Genomic DNA, 14,559 nt, shown 5'->3' on the forward strand with positions numbered 1-14,559 from the left:
ATATAAATACTGACTTATGCAAAAAAGAATAATATTGGGCGTATGGCTCAGTTTCATGCTATTGATGACTTCTTGTAGAGAGGATTATGGTTATTCTGGTAAAATAATCTTTGAAGCTAATGGTGGAAGCCGGATCATTTCAGGAGAAGAGTATTTTGATGGGTTAGAGATAACAGATTACAATGGAGATGGTAAAAATACTAATGGATTTTCGTATGATGATTCTGATTCGGTTTCTGTGACCTATCAATGGCTTACCGTAAAGGGGAAGAAATTCGAACGAGATATTGTTATTGTGGCAGAGCCAAATGAAACGGGTAAGAAGAGGGAACTCTACGTTGCTGTTCATGTGGGTAATTCTTTTGATGAGATTAAGGTTGTGCAAAAAGATTAGTGGTGCTTGATTACTTTCTTATAAATACTGACATATGCGGAAAAGAATAATGTTTGGTATATGGCTCTGCTCCGTATTGCTATTTGTTTCTTGTAATGGGAACTATGGTTATCCCGGTAAAGTAACCTTTGATGCTACCGGTGGAAGTCAGACGGTTTCAGGAGAAGAGTATTTTCACGGGTTGGAAATAACAGATTATGATGGAGATGGTAAAAATACTAATGGATTTTCGTATGATGATTCTGACTCGGTTTCTGTGACCTATCAATGGCTTACCGTAAGGGCAAAGAAGTTTGATAATAGCTTGACCATTATAGCTGAACCTAATAACACTGGGCGGAAACGACAGTTATATATTGCCGGTTGGGTAGACAATTCTTTTGCTGATATTAAGGTTGTGCAGACAAAATAGTAATACTTGATTGTCTTTTTATATAACATAGTAATATAAACCAAAACGTTAATCTTAAGTATTATTGAAGTAAAAATGAAAAAGATGATTTTTATTTTTGCAAGCATGTTCTTTATGCTTGCATGTACGCAGGAGGAAAGTCTTCGTCCTGCCGATGAGAATGTGGCGTCTCAAACGTCGGAGTTGACTACAGCCGAAGCGCAAGTCAGGTTTGCGAAACTATTGTCGCAGGCGGCTTCAGGAAGTGTAGAAGTGCGTCGGTTTCTGAAGGCAGAAGCCACGAAGCAGTTCGACAACGATTACGATGTGTTTTATCCGCTTGTGAAGAACAAGATTGTTGCCGATGGTAAAAGCTTCAGGAACATTCTGCTTTCTTACACCACAGACCCGAAAGAACTAATAGAAATTGAGCGGTCGCAATTATTGCTGAATATCTTGATTCCGGATTTGACGCTTTTCTGGGACTTCAATGCAGAGAAGTGGGATGTGAACGATGCCGAAATAGTGGTGATGTGCCGGGATGACGAGAGCGACACCATGTATGAGAATGGAGAGAACATAGGCCGAATGGAGAAAGGGGAAATTCCCGGATTTCCTTGCTTGGTGGTGAAGAATAATGAGCGTATGAGGGTGAAAAGTGTAAATACCCGCTCGGGAGAAGCAACCTACGAGTTTGCAAGCGATGCGTTCGATGGCAGCAAGCGGACGGAAAGGCCGGTGACACGTCATTGGGAGAAAGATATGCCATTGGAAAAAACGGAAGATTTGTCTAAGGGAGTCAGCCCAAGCATCTTTAAAGCGGATATTGTACAAGCATGGAAAGAATTCAGAGGTATGACTCAAGCCTATCAAAGGGATTATATTTATTATGGTATTACCAGAGAAAACAAACCCGGCAATTTGAACAGAGCCATCAGAGAAGAACTGTTTCGGTTCAGGGTTCAGCCGGAGGCGTTCAGCAGAATTGCAGACCAAGAAAATAAAGACCCTAAATTAGAGACTACTTCGGAGAGAAAAAGATTTCTGACCAACCAAGAAATAATAAAGAGGGTATGGAATGACGGGAAATTTGAATTCCATTTCAAGTCATGTGTTGGTTCTGAGATTGAAGGTCAAGGAATGGGACATGTACTTACATTCTCCGTAGCTCCAAAAGATTTGTTTTCCATAGAAAAAGTACATGTTCATCACCGGAACAGCACTGCTTTCAGGCGTTCTAAGAACACTTACTCCGTGGATCCGGATAATTTGAGGTCTAAATGGTATTACCCCAAAAGCCATCATGCTGAAGATAACTATGTTTTTACACTACCTTGGGATTTATATACCAAGTCATTGGCAATACATATATTCGTAGAAGAACGTGATGATGCCCAAATAATAAAAGAAAAAACGACTGTTTTGAATGAGTTTTCCAGTAAGATGGACTTCTCTTTGGATGCAGGGACAGAGATTTCCGGGGTGAAGCTTGCTGCTAAATTAGGCTATGGCATTTCAACAACAAGGACTAACACTTCGGAAGCGGAGACCACCACAACATTAAATTCCGATGATCTGGGTACACTTTCTTTCTTCTATTATGACCCTGTCATCAGGGGTGAACGTAATGGATTATATGATCTATATAGCGTATTTAACGGTACGGTAGCAGCAACTTTATTGCCAAGAGATATTCATAGATATTGATAAATGTGTATTTTTGCATATCAGTTGGAACGATAGCTATAAGTTATCTTACTTACAATAAATAATAATGGATATGAAGAATATTTCAATCATTCTCGCATGCTTGTCCTTTGGTATTCTCGTGTTTTCCTCCTGCCATGAGGACGAAGAAATCAACCCAAAAGATCTTGCCACATGGGGATATTTCGAAGGAACTATCAATGGGAAAGCCGTCTCCTTTGAAAATGAGGGTTGGGAAGATCGTATAGAGAAAAAGAATTGCAAAGAATATATTGAGGGAAGATACCCGAGAGTCAAAGGGAGTTGCATCGGTATCAATAAACTTGGAGAGTTAGGGAAAGAAGACGAGTTAGGAGTAGCCATCATGCTTATGAATCCGAAAGTAGGGGCACGTCATATTATAAATCACCCGTCAGCCTATTTTTACGATTATGACTATGACGGTGTGTTGGGGCGTAATTCCGATCAAATGTACTGTCTCACTCCTCGTCCCGACAAACCCGTGAAAGTGGATATCACGTCGGTGGAATATGATGGAGAGGGCTGGCCCCGTATCATTGAAGGCGAAATAGACGGTGTGCTCTACTTCAGGGATCAAGACTCGCTTACCATCAAAGGTAAGTTCGGGGTGAAATGATAGAGGCATACAAAAGTATTGCTGTCTGCTGAAACTTAAGGGCAAGCGATTTTATCATCTGCAATGTTCATAAACGAGCGTTGCAGATGTTTTTTTTGCAAAGTCTCTATATTCAAGGTGCAGAACTCAAGGGATAAACTTCTTGAATACATGGAATAAAGTTGTTTGTAGCGAACGGTAAACTTGTTCGCAGTTAAGATGAATCTCTGTTCGCACCGTGCGAACATAAAAACGCAAGTTGCGGACAAACGTTCGCAGCGTGCGAACAAATATCCGCACACTGCAAACAGAGATTAAAGTTTAAGGATGAAGCAAGTTCGGTAAGTAAAAGTGCATAGAAAAATCAGGTGGAAGAGGAGGGGGAAGTGCGCATCCTCTCCGTGCAACTACTTTTTCCGTTTTCGCTTCTTTGCCTGCTCCACCGCTTCGGCAACCACGGGCTTGTTCTCGAACCGCTTGGTATAGCCGGTGTAGTCGGGAACGGTACGCTCGTAGGTAGGATCGAGAAACAGAGGACTGGAAATGATATGGTCGGCCGTGCTGCGGTTACAGCAGAAAACGATGTTTTCCACACCTGCCAGACGGGTCAAAGCCTTTACATCCGTGTCGTGCGGTTGAAGCGTCATCGGGTCGGTGAAAAAGAAAAGATAGTCAATCTCGCCCTCTACAATACGCGAACCCATCTGCTGGTCGCCACCCAAAGGCCCGGATTTGAGAATGGTGAAATCCCACTCCACATCGGGGTGCTTCTCTTTAAGTGCGGCAAGGATGAGGCTGCCGGTGGTTCCCGTACAATAGAACTTGTGCCCCATCAGTAGCTCGGAGTTCCAGAGCGCCCACTCTATGAGGTCTTTCTTCATGGCGTCGTGCGCCACCAATCCAATCTTTCTTACTAATTTCTCCATAAATCAATGCCTTTGATAATTATTTTTCTTCTTCATAATTGAGAGAAGCGTTTCTTTCCATATACATAAAACTGTGCCAAGATACTGATTTTTGTCCGTTCGGGTATGACCGGAAGGATGGTTTTTGCCATGTTCTCTTCGCGGGAGGCTGTGAACGATCGACGCAGGGAGGCATAGGAACGACGTGCGCGGAGCACAGCCAAAGCGTTGGGTATCTGGCCTTTCATGAGAAAACTTAATGCCGCTATATAATCGAGCACTGCGCGTGTGCGCATCACGGGCTTTAATTCCTCGTGGGGCAGATTCTTATATAACATGACAAGATTGTTACGAAAATTGAGAAACGTCTTGCGAGGATTCTCTTTCTTCAAGGTGGCGCCGCCCACGTGGTAAACCACACTCCGGGGTACGCACACCAGCTGTCGCCCCCGTGAGCGAAGGCGCCAACATAAATCTATCTCTTCCATGTGAGCAAAGAAACGACCATCCAAACCGCCCGCCTGCCAATAATCTTCCAACCGGATGAACAAGGCGGCACCCGTGGCCCAAAAGATGGGCAGAACCGTATCGTATTGAGCATTGTCGGTCTCAACCACTCCCATGATGCGCCCCCGGCAATAAGGATAACCGTAGCGGTCGATAAATCCTCCGGCTGCGCCGGCATACTCGAATTTATCTTTCTGCCGCCAACTGCGTATCTTGGGTTGGCAAGCCGCCACCTCCGGATGGGCATCCATGTATGCGACAAGCGGAGCAAGCCAATGCTCGGTTACTTCTATATCTGAATTGAGTAAAACGACGTATTCTGCCGCAACCTGTTTTAAGGCGAGGTTATATCCGTCGGCAAAGCCATGATTCTCTTCCAGCAGAATCAGGCGGACAGAGGGGAACTCATGCCGAAGCATCTCTATCGAGTTGTCCGTAGACCTGTTGTCGGCCACATATACTGCGGTGTCGTACGCTTGAGAGAAGCGCACGACGGAGGGAAGAAAGGAACGGAGCATCTCGCACCCGTTCCAGTTTAATATGACAATTGCTGTTTTATCCATGTCGTACCACATCTTCACGTTTCAGTTTCCAGCGCTTGTGCGACCAGAACCAATAAGCCGGCTCACGGCAGATGGTCTGCTCCAGGCGGCGGGCAAAGCATTCGGTGATTTCGCCGTCGGCCATTTCTTTCGGGGTCTCGGTGATCAGGTCGAAGGAAACCTTGCAGTGTCCTCGTCCGGTCTTTTGCAACTCGGCATAGAAGACCGGGAAATCCATCATTTTGGCTATCCGCTCGGCACCGTCCATGAATACGGTGTCCTGATGAAGAAACGTGGTCCAGTAGTGGGCCTCGCTGCGGTTGGGCGATTGGTCTGTTATCAGCCCTAATGCCATGCGCTTGTTTTCGCGGCGGAGCTTGATGATTTCTCTTGCGGTGGAATGTTTGGGGATGTTGTATCCTCCGAAGCGTGAGCGAATCAGCTTGAACATCCCGTCCATGTACTTGTTGCGCAAAGGCTTATACACCTGTCCGGCAATGTCGTTTGGGTGCATGATGGCGGCCATGCCTATCAGCCACTCGAAATTGGCATAATGGGGAATCATGACGACGATGCCGCCGTGTTTTTCTATCATCTCAAGAAAGATGTCTGTTTTTTCGTAAACCATCCTCCGTTTTAAGTCGTCGAAGGACATGCGCAATGTCTTTATTTCTTCCAGCATGTAGTCGCAGATGTAATGATAAAAGCGGCGTTCTATCTCACGCAAATCCTGTTGTGACTTCTCCGGAAAAGAACGGCTGAGGTTGCGACGGACCACCTTCTTGCGGTAGCGCACGATGTGGCGCATCAGAAAGTACATCCCGTCGGACAGCACATAAAGCATTCGGAAAGGCAGTAGCGCCACAAGCCACATGCCGGCGTAGGTCAGCCAATAGAATATTCTCGATTTCATATTTTTCTGTCGATTAGAACAGTTCCTTGCAGGGCAGTGCCATCTTCATTGAAATCTCCCAAAAGCACCGGCACTACTTGATTGTCGAGCGAAGCATCGTAAGACACCTCTACACGGATGTAGTTCGGCGTGAAGCCATGCATCGGCAATCCCGGTTTGGGACGTTCCAGCAATACGGGCATTTTCTGTCCGATGAAGCGCGCATAGAAAGCTCGTGTCTTCTCGTCCGAAAGCGTCAATAGCCGTTGGCTCCGGGCATGCTTTTCTTCGGGCGTTACAATGTGGTCGATATGTAAAGCCTGCGTTCCCGGTCTTTCCGAATAGCTGAACACATGGAGTTGGGTCATATCCATTTCTTCGATGAATCGGTAGGCTTGTTCGAAAAACTCTTCTGTTTCTCCACGGGTACCGACAATCACGTCTACTCCGATGAAAGCATCGGGCATTATCTCTTTTATCTTCTTTATCTTCGAGGCGAACAAAGCGGTGTCGTAACGGCGGCGCATCATTTTCAGCACTTCGTCACTGCCCGATTGCAGGGGGATATGGAAATGAGGCATGAACCGTTGCGAGCGGGATACGTATTCTATGATCTCATCCGTCAGGAGGTTCGGTTCGATGGACGAAATGCGGTAACGCTCGATGCCTTTCACTTGGTCTAAAGCTTTCACAAGGTCAAAGAAATTCTCTCCGGTGCTCCTGCCGAAATCTCCGATGTTGACACCTGTCAGTACGATTTCCTTTCCGCCTTCGGCTGCTGCTTGTCGAGCTTGTTCCACCATAGAGGCTATGGAACCGTTGCGGCTCCTGCCTCGGGCAAAGGGGATGGTACAGTAGGAACAGTAATAGTCGCACCCATCCTGCACTTTCAGGAAGAAACGGGTACGGTCGCCGCGCGAGCACGATGGGGCAAAGGAACGGATATCTTTCAAGGCAGAAGTGTATGCCTCGCCGGTTTCATGCTTTTGCAGGTTGCCCAAATAGTGGAGCAGGTCTTTCTTTTGTTCGGCACCGAGCACAACGTCCACTCCTTCTATTTTTGCCACCGTCTCGGGTTTCAACTGGGCGTAGCAACCGGTCACTACGACAAAGGCTTCCGGATGTTGTTTCACCAATTTGTGAATGGCCTGACGGCATTTTTTGTCTGCCACTTCCGTCACCGAACAGGTGTTTACCACACAAATATCCGCTTTCTCTCCTTTGCGTGCCGTGCGCACGCCTGCTTCTCGCAGCACCTTGCCGATGGTGGAGGTTTCCGAGAAGTTCAGTTTGCATCCCAGCGTATAGTAAACGGCTGTCTTATTTTGGAATATATTGGTATCTATCATGAACTTAAAACACTTTTACGTGACAAAGATATGTATAATTAATCTATTTTTCCTATTTTTGCGCACTCAACAATAGAATGTGCAATGATACAGGAAAATTTTATCAAACTATATGAGCATAGTTTTCGTGAGAATTGGGAGCTTCCCTGCTATACCGATTATGGAGAGAACGAAAGCTATACTTATGGCGAAGTGGCCCAAGAGATAGCAAAGCTGCATTTGATCTTCAAACATTGCCAATTGCGCCGTGGCGACAAAATTGCCGTCATCGGCAAGAACAATGCCCGCTGGTGCATTGCCTATATGGCTGCCGTCACTTATGGAGGCATCGTGGTTCCTATCTTGCAGGATTTCAACCCAAACGACGTGCACCATATCGTGAACCATTCGGAGTCTGTGTTCCTTTTCACCAGCGACAGCATTTGGGAGCATCTCGAAGAAGATTCGCTCACGGGATTGCGCGGTGTGTTCTCATTGAGTGATTTTCGTTGTCTGTATCAACGTGACGGGGAAACCATCCAGCGTTTCCTCAAGCATCTGGCCGATGAAATGTCGGCTGCTTATCCGGAGGGTTTCCGGAAAGAAAATGTGGTGTATACGGAACTTTCCAACGACAAGGTCATGTTGCTCAACTATACGTCGGGCACCACCGGATTCAGCAAGGGAGTAATGCTCACCGGAAATAATCTGGCAGGTAATGTTACTTTCGGCATACGCACCGGATTGCTGAAAAAAGGGGATAAGGTGCTTTCTTTCCTGCCTTTGGCGCATGCTTACGGCTGCGCTTTCGATTTCCTCACCGCCACGGCTGTCGGCACACACGTCACCCTGTTGGGAAAAGTGCCTTCTCCCAAAATCTTGATGAAGGCGTTTGAGGAGGTAAAACCTAACTTGATTATCACCGTTCCTCTTGTCATTGAAAAAATCTATAAGAATGTCATTCAGCCCATCATCAGCAAAAAGGCCATGAAGTGGGCGCTCAATATTCCTTTGCTCGACGGACAGATATACGGGCAAATACGTAAAAAACTGATTGACGCGCTGGGCGGGCGGTTCAAGGAGGTGATTATAGGAGGTGCGGCCATGAATCCGGAAGTGGAGGAGTTTTTTCACCGTATCAAGTTCCCATTCACCATAGGTTATGGTATGACCGAATGCGCTCCCCTTATCAGTTATGCCCCGTGGAATGAGTTTGTGTTGACTTCTTCCGGGCGAGTGCTTGATATCATGGAAGCTCGTATCCATAAAGAGAACCCGGATGATAAGCTGGGTGAAATTCAGGTGCGCGGTGAAAATGTTATGGTGGGCTATTATAAGAATCCGGAGGCTACCAAGGAAGTCTTTACTGAGGACGGATGGTTGCGTACCGGCGACTTGGGTACATTGGACGAGAACAACAATTTGTATATTCGCGGACGCAGCAAGACGATGATTCTCTCTTCCAGCGGACAGAATATCTTTCCCGAAGAAATAGAGGCTCGTCTTAATAACCTGCCTTTTGTACTTGAAAGTCTTGTCATTGAACGAAATAAGAAACTGGTGGCGTTGGTTTATGCCGACTATGAAGCGTTGGATTCGTTGGGACTGAATCAGCCTGAACATCTTAAGACCATCATGGATGAGAATCTCAAGAACCTGAATAATAGTGTGGCTTCTTATGAAAAAGTCAGCCAGATCCAGCTCTATCCGACGGAATTCGAGAAAACGCCTAAAAGAAGCATCAAGAGGTATTTATACAACACTATTGCAGAAGAATAATATGTTGTATAACATGTTGGTAATCTACTTTTTAGGCTTGCCTCGAAAAAAAATATAAAAAAAGTTGAGGTTTCGAGAACAACGTATTCAAAAAGTACATAACTTTGCACCGTTTTAATAAAGCAAATGATTGTATTACGTTTTTAAAAAGCAAAGAAAAATGAAAAAATTAGTTTTGATGGCAGCAGCTATCGTAGCAGTATCTTTCGCATCTTGTGGTAACAAAGCAGCTAACGCAGAACAAGCAGCAGCTGATTCAATCCGTATCGCTGACTCAATCGCAGCTGTAGAAGCAGCCGCAGCTGAAGCAGCAGCAGCCGCAGCCGCTGATACTGTAGCAGTAGATAGCGCAGCGGTTGTAGCTGAATAATTAGCACAACCCTATCTTAGAGAGAATTGAAAGTCTGACGTGCGAAAGCACTCAGACTTTTTTTATGCTCTTTTGGCTGTATTTATTCCTTTCTCCTCCAAAAGTTTATCCGGCTCAATTCGGGAGTCCATTGTTTGGTTATTCCCTTTTAATTTATTCTTCCATATGCGTAAGTTCAGGCCTGTGCAAGTCTTGGGCTTACGATAGTACAAAACGATGGCTTATGCATGTGCAAGTGTGAGGCGATACCTGTGTCAAGAGTACAACGTTGAATCCCTTTAGGTTATGGAAAGGAAAGTTTGCTCGCTAAATCTTCAGGTTGTTTGCAGTCTTTGTGTAACTAAAGGGGCTGAAAACAAAACTCTACTTCTGAGTAATCTTATGCCTGCACTTTAAGAGGTCTGCCCTCACACTTTAGCAGATGTAAGCCCGCACTTTAGAGACGGTTTTCCCACACTTTAGGGGATATAAGCCCACACTTCGGAGGACATAAGCCCACACTTTGAGGAAGGTATGTTCAAGAGGAAGCCTCGATAGCCTTCCTTGATAGCCCTTGTGTCATTGAGGTTTTGTTCCTACTTGTGTTATGACATATCTATACAAGCATTGTTCCTTATTCCTGCTGGTATACATCGCTCATTGTCTATCGTGATTGATTGGATAAAATAAAGCCCGATTTCTCAGGGAAACCGGGCCTTATTATATTTATATAGATTATTGTTTATGCCTCTTCAGCAAGCACTTCGAAAGGAATCTCTACAGAAACTTCCTTGTGCAACTTGACAACAGCCTTATAGTTGCCAATTTCTTTCACAGCATCTTTGATGATGATGATCTTGCGGTCGATGTTGTGACCCAATTTTGCCAACTCTTCAGCAATCTGGATGTTGCCTACAGAACCAAAAATAGTGCCTGTGGAGCTTACCTTGGTAGCAATCTTCAAAGAAACGCCTTCCAGCTTAGCAGCCAATTCTTCAGCATCCTTTTTGATTTTTTCCAACTTGTGGGCACGTTGCTTCAACTCTTCTGCCAACATTTTCTTTGCAGCCGGAGAAGCGATGATGGCCTTTCCGGTAGGGATGAGGTAGTTACGACCATAACCGGACTTTACGGTTACGATATCGTTCTTATAACCCAAGTTTACGATGTCTTCTTTCAATATAATTTCCATACTTTCCTCCTCCTAATTATTTCATCATGTCAGTTACATAAGGTAGCAATGCCAAGTGGCGTGCTCTTTTCACGGCTTGAGCCACACGACGCTGGAACTTCAGTGAAGTACCGGTGATGCGACGCGGAAGAATCTTACCTTGTTCATTCAAGAATTTCTTCAAGAATTCAGGATCTTTGTAGTCAATGTACTTAATACCGCTCTTTTTGAAACGGCAATACTTCTTCTTCTTAACGTCTACTGAGGGCGGAGTTAAATATCTGATTTCTGATTGAACTTGTTGTGCCATGATTAATCCTCCTTTTTAGTTGATTTAACACTTCTTCTCTTCGCAGCATATTCAGCAGCATATTTGTCTTGCTTGAAAGTCAAGAAACGAATTACGCGCTCGTCACGACGGAAGTTGATTTCCAGTTTCTCAATGACAGTAGGAGCTGCCTTGAATTCAATCAGCTGGTAGAAACCGGTTGACTTCTTCTGGATGGGATATGCCAGCTTTTTCAGTCCCCAGTTTTCTTCATTTACAATCTCAGCACCTTCATCTGTAAGAATGCCTTTGAATTTCTCTACCGCTTCCTTCATCTGAACATCAGACAAAACGGGAGTTAAAATGAAAACGGTTTCGTATTGATTCATACTCGTTTTTAATTAAATAAATAAATTATTTGTTTATGCGGGTGCAAAGGTAGACATTTTATTTTGAACTGCAAAAATAAGCCGACTTATTTTGTTTTATCTGTTGCTTACATTATCTTTGCAAAGTTGTTTAAGCAATAATTTCATGATAGAGCAATTTAATTTCGACATCCGGCTTATCTTTGCCATTTTGAACGGCAAGGTGTCGGCCGCCATCAATCGTAAGCTGTCTCGCAATTTTCGGCAGAATGGTCTGGAAATCACACCGGAACAATGGACCGTACTCCTCTTTTTGTGGGAAAAGGATGGGGTCACTCAGCAGGAATTGTGCAATGCGACTTTTAAGGACAAACCCAGTATGACCCGTCTCATTGACAACATGGAACGTCAACATCTCGTTGTGCGCATATCGGATAAAAAAGACCGGCGTACTAATCTTATTCATTTGACCAAAGGGGGCAGGGAGCTTGAGGAACGTGCTCGTGTCATTGCCAATCAGACTCTAAAAGAAGCTTTGCAAGGTATTGGGGTGGAGGACCTTAGAGTGAGCCAGGAAGTGTTGAGGACAATTTTCTTCAATACAAAAGACTGAGAATAAACGGTTGGCGATTAGTACTTGGTGTCAAGCCGATGTAATGGATAGAAGGTTGCGGAGGGGTATTTTTCAACCATCATTCTTCATTCTTTATTAAAATATGGTTTTTTTGCAGAAATAATTTCGCTTGTTAAAGAATTATGCTTTTCTTTGTGACAAGAATACGAAAGAATATAATAATCTATTAAAATACACACGCATGAAAGGCTTATTAAAAAATCTGGGATTGATATTGGTCTTGATAGGAGCACTGATCTTAGTGGCATGTTCCTTTACGGGCAATGTAAACAACAACGCCATCTTGGGCGGTTCTGTTGTTTTAGTTGTTGTAGGGTTGATTTCCTACATTGCCATCAACAAGAGACTGGCTGATTGATATCAAAAAAGAAAAAGAATAAAAAGGCGGTTTGCATATGCACAACCGCCTTTTTTATTCAGAGAAGTGTGATCTTTATCAGCCTTCCACTTCCGGAGTGATCAGTTTATATCCTTTTCCATGAATGTTGATGATTTCGATGGATTCGTCTTCTTTCAGATGTTTACGCAGTTTGGTGATGTATACGTCCATGCTGCGTGCGTTGAAATAGTTGTCGTCAATCCAGATTGTCTTCAGTGCAAAGTCGCGCTGCAAAATTTCATTGGCATGTGCGCAAAGCAGTCCCAGCAGTTCCGATTCTTTGGTCGTCAGTTTGGTCTGTTTTTCAGGAGTAGCCAGAATCTGTTTCTGAGTGTCAAACGTAAACTTACCGATCTTATAGATATTGCTTTCTTTGTTTTTCTTTCCACGAACACGTCTCAGGATCGCTTCAATTCTGAATGTCAACTCTTCCATGCTGAAAGGTTTGGTGATATAATCGTCCGCACCAATCTTGAAGCCTTCCAAAATATCTTCTTTCAAAGTCTTTGCCGTAAGGAAGATGATAGGGATTTCGGCATTGGCGGCACGAACTTCCTGTGCCAGCGTGAAACCGTCTTTCTTAGGCATCATCACATCGAATACGCACAAGTCGTATTTATTTTTCAGGAAAGCTTTATATCCTGCTTCCCCGTCCGGATATAACTCGGCGGCATAACCTTTCGCCTGTAAATATTCTCTCAAAAGCATGCCAAGATTTTCATCATCTTCGCACAGCAAAATGCGCAGTTTCTCGTCCATATCAATTAATTTTTTAATGAAGGTAATGCTATAATAAATTTAGTTCCTACGTTCAGTTCGCTTTCTGCCCGGATGGTTCCCTTATGATCCAGAATAATCTTCTTTACATAAGCCAATCCCAACCCGAAACCTTTCACGTCGTGCAGATTACCTGTATGCACGCGATAGAACTTATCGAATATCTTTTTCAAATTCTCTTTCTTGATGCCGATGCCATTGTCTTGAATGGAAATCATCAGTTTACCCGCTTCGTTCCATGTTCGTACAACCAACTGGAGGTCTGCATCCGGACGTTTATACTTCACGGCATTGTCCATGAGGTTGAAAATTACATTGGTAATATGCATCTCATCGGCGAAGATGGTCGAATCCGTGGCGTCCAGTTCCGATTCAATTTGTCCATTATATCGTTCTACTTTCAGGGTGAAAGTATTGATTACCCCGGTTATCAGTTCGTTGGCGTCCAGTTCTTTCATCTTCAGTGTGGCCTTCTGCCGATCGAACATGGACATTTGAAGAACTTTCTCTACCTGGAATCTCAAGCGTTTCGTTTCGTCGTTGATGACACCCGATATGTGTTGGAACATGGCGGGAGATTTACCCACAGCCGGATCCTTCAACATCTGGGCAGCCAGCGAAATGGTCGAGATCGGTGTTTTGAACTCGTGAGTCATATTGTTGATAAAATCATTTTTCATCTCTGTCAGTTTCTTCTGGCGGAAAACGATGTAAATCGTGAAAATGAATGTTATCAGCAGCACGATCGTGAATATCAACGACGGTATCATGAAACTGACCGAATCGAAGATATAATCGCGTTTGCCCGGAAAATGTATCTTGACGATACTCATGCGTGCAGGAGGGTCGTTCAAGAACAGCGGTTGTGAATAAGAACTTTCGCTTCCTTCATCACTGTAATCCGAACAGCGGTAGACTTCTCTGCCATCACGGTCTATCACCCTGAAGTGGTAATCCAAATCACCGATGCCATTGTCCATCAAGCCTGCTTTGAGGTATTGGTCCAGACTCTTGAAATTGACACGTTCCTCAATCGGTTTGTCACTGGCACGGTAAATCATCTGCCAAACAACTTCGTCTACCAATGCCCGTTGATAGAGATAACGATTCTTTATCATTTCCACCTGCGAGCGGGATGTCTGTGGAATAGTCTTTGTTCCATGCTTGCGCGAGATCATCGCTCGGGGCGGTTCGGGCGGTTCGTTACTGAATGTTTTTAGCTCAATGGTAGAACGTACGGAACCATCCGGTGAGGTCATCATAAAACGTTGGGTTTGCACTGTTCCGGTGCCTTGCGACTGCTCCCAGGCTCTTTTTTCGGCTTCGGAGATGTCTTCGCGCAACCAACGGTCAACCTCTGCCGACTCCACGTCTTTGGAGGCAGCCATCAATGCGCGTTTTACCGATTCATCAAACTGCTCGTTGCGCATCTTTACCATCTCCTCTATGTAGCTGATCTGCAGATACAATAGACTGAGGAAGGAAAGCCCCATCACGGCGCCCAATATCCATATAGTTGACTTTTTCATAGTCACAAAATTAACACTCTCTA

Annotated in this window: 17 protein-coding genes; 8 read left to right on the plus strand and 9 right to left on the minus strand. The window is 44.5% G+C overall.

What is annotated here, in order from left to right; genetic code table 11:
• Positions 1-16 precede the first annotated feature (16 nt).
• From C3V43_RS00170 to C3V43_RS00185, 4 genes are all read left to right on the plus strand, one after another.
• The gene (locus tag C3V43_RS00170) at positions 17-394 is read left to right on the plus strand and encodes a BACON domain-containing protein (RefSeq protein WP_106068087.1); all 378 of its coding nucleotides are present in this window, start codon (positions 17-19) and stop codon (positions 392-394) included.
• A 34-nt stretch (positions 395-428) separates the two neighbouring features.
• Positions 429-806, plus strand: a complete 378-nt coding sequence (locus tag C3V43_RS00175; RefSeq protein ID WP_106068088.1) for a BACON domain-containing protein — start codon at positions 429-431, stop codon at positions 804-806.
• Positions 807-890: 84 nt separating this feature from the next.
• Positions 891-2,492 carry a hypothetical protein gene (locus tag C3V43_RS00180; RefSeq protein WP_235655866.1) on the plus strand — a complete coding sequence of 534 codons (1,602 nt, stop codon included), beginning with the start codon at positions 891-893 and terminating at the stop codon, positions 2,490-2,492.
• Between the two features lie 73 nt (positions 2,493-2,565).
• Complete coding sequence (locus tag C3V43_RS00185) at positions 2,566-3,129, plus strand: DUF5025 domain-containing protein (RefSeq protein WP_164996196.1); 564 nt, start codon at positions 2,566-2,568, stop codon at positions 3,127-3,129.
• Positions 3,130-3,515: 386 nt separating this feature from the next.
• Here the strand turns inward: C3V43_RS00185 and C3V43_RS00190 are convergent, their stop codons facing one another.
• Genes C3V43_RS00190 through mtaB form a run of 4 tightly spaced genes read right to left on the minus strand, consistent with a single transcriptional unit; the run spans position 3,516 to position 7,303 of the window.
• Positions 3,516-4,034 (minus strand): methylglyoxal synthase, encoded by a 519-nt coding sequence (locus C3V43_RS00190; protein WP_106068091.1) that lies wholly within the window; start codon positions 4,032-4,034, stop codon positions 3,516-3,518.
• Between the two features lie 32 nt (positions 4,035-4,066).
• Positions 4,067-5,083 carry a glycosyltransferase family 2 protein gene (locus C3V43_RS00195; RefSeq protein WP_106070372.1) on the minus strand — a complete coding sequence of 339 codons (1,017 nt, stop codon included), beginning with the start codon at positions 5,081-5,083 and terminating at the stop codon, positions 4,067-4,069.
• Positions 5,076-5,975 carry a lysophospholipid acyltransferase family protein gene (locus C3V43_RS00200; protein ID WP_106068092.1) on the minus strand — a complete coding sequence of 300 codons (900 nt, stop codon included), beginning with the start codon at positions 5,973-5,975 and terminating at the stop codon, positions 5,076-5,078. The genes C3V43_RS00195 and C3V43_RS00200 overlap by 8 nt, the downstream gene beginning before the upstream one ends.
• A complete protein-coding gene (mtaB, locus tag C3V43_RS00205; protein WP_106068093.1) occupies positions 5,972-7,303 on the minus strand; it encodes a tRNA (N(6)-L-threonylcarbamoyladenosine(37)-C(2))-methylthiotransferase MtaB in 1,332 nt (443 codons plus the stop codon). Before mtaB ends, C3V43_RS00200 begins: the two co-directional genes overlap by 4 nt.
• An 84-nt stretch (positions 7,304-7,387) precedes the next feature.
• Here mtaB and C3V43_RS00210 point away from each other — a divergent pair, with 84 nt between their 5' ends.
• Together C3V43_RS00210 and C3V43_RS00215 are read left to right on the plus strand one after the other, a co-directional pair.
• Positions 7,388-9,061 (plus strand): long-chain fatty acid--CoA ligase, encoded by a 1,674-nt coding sequence (locus tag C3V43_RS00210; protein ID WP_106068094.1) that lies wholly within the window; start codon positions 7,388-7,390, stop codon positions 9,059-9,061.
• A gap of 160 nt (positions 9,062-9,221) precedes the next feature.
• On the plus strand, positions 9,222-9,431 hold the full coding sequence (locus tag C3V43_RS00215; protein WP_106068095.1) for a hypothetical protein: 210 nt from the start codon (positions 9,222-9,224) through the stop codon (positions 9,429-9,431).
• Positions 9,432-10,152: 721 nt separating this feature from the next.
• Here C3V43_RS00215 and rplI read toward each other — a convergent pair.
• From rplI to rpsF, 3 genes are read right to left on the minus strand one after another with little or no spacing between them, the layout of a single operon-like run.
• Positions 10,153-10,602, minus strand: a complete 450-nt coding sequence (gene rplI / locus C3V43_RS00220) for a 50S ribosomal protein L9 (protein ID WP_106068096.1) — start codon at positions 10,600-10,602, stop codon at positions 10,153-10,155.
• A gap of 16 nt (positions 10,603-10,618) precedes the next feature.
• Positions 10,619-10,891, minus strand: a complete 273-nt coding sequence (gene rpsR / locus C3V43_RS00225; protein ID WP_004288442.1) for a 30S ribosomal protein S18 — start codon at positions 10,889-10,891, stop codon at positions 10,619-10,621.
• A gap of 2 nt (positions 10,892-10,893) precedes the next feature.
• Entirely contained in the window at positions 10,894-11,238 is a 345-nt protein-coding gene (gene rpsF / locus C3V43_RS00230; protein WP_106068097.1) for a 30S ribosomal protein S6, read from the minus strand.
• A 145-nt stretch (positions 11,239-11,383) separates the two neighbouring features.
• Here rpsF and C3V43_RS00235 point away from each other — a divergent pair, with 145 nt between their 5' ends.
• Positions 11,384-11,830 (plus strand): MarR family winged helix-turn-helix transcriptional regulator, encoded by a 447-nt coding sequence (locus C3V43_RS00235; protein WP_106068098.1) that lies wholly within the window; start codon positions 11,384-11,386, stop codon positions 11,828-11,830.
• Positions 11,831-12,032: 202 nt separating this feature from the next.
• Positions 12,033-12,209 carry a hypothetical protein gene (locus C3V43_RS14725; protein ID WP_164996197.1) on the plus strand — a complete coding sequence of 59 codons (177 nt, stop codon included), beginning with the start codon at positions 12,033-12,035 and terminating at the stop codon, positions 12,207-12,209.
• Positions 12,210-12,287: 78 nt separating this feature from the next.
• Here the strand turns inward: C3V43_RS14725 and rprY are convergent, their stop codons facing one another.
• Positions 12,288-12,989 carry a response regulator transcription factor RprY gene (gene rprY / locus C3V43_RS00245; protein ID WP_106068100.1) on the minus strand — a complete coding sequence of 234 codons (702 nt, stop codon included), beginning with the start codon at positions 12,987-12,989 and terminating at the stop codon, positions 12,288-12,290.
• A gap of 5 nt (positions 12,990-12,994) precedes the next feature.
• Positions 12,995-14,536 (minus strand): sensor histidine kinase, encoded by a 1,542-nt coding sequence (locus C3V43_RS00250; RefSeq protein ID WP_106068101.1) that lies wholly within the window; start codon positions 14,534-14,536, stop codon positions 12,995-12,997.
• Positions 14,537-14,559: the final 23 nt, after the last annotated feature.

It is taken from the genome of Prevotella heparinolytica, from assembly GCF_002998535.1.
Classification (GTDB): Bacteria; Bacteroidota; Bacteroidia; order Bacteroidales; family Bacteroidaceae; genus Bacteroides; species Bacteroides heparinolyticus.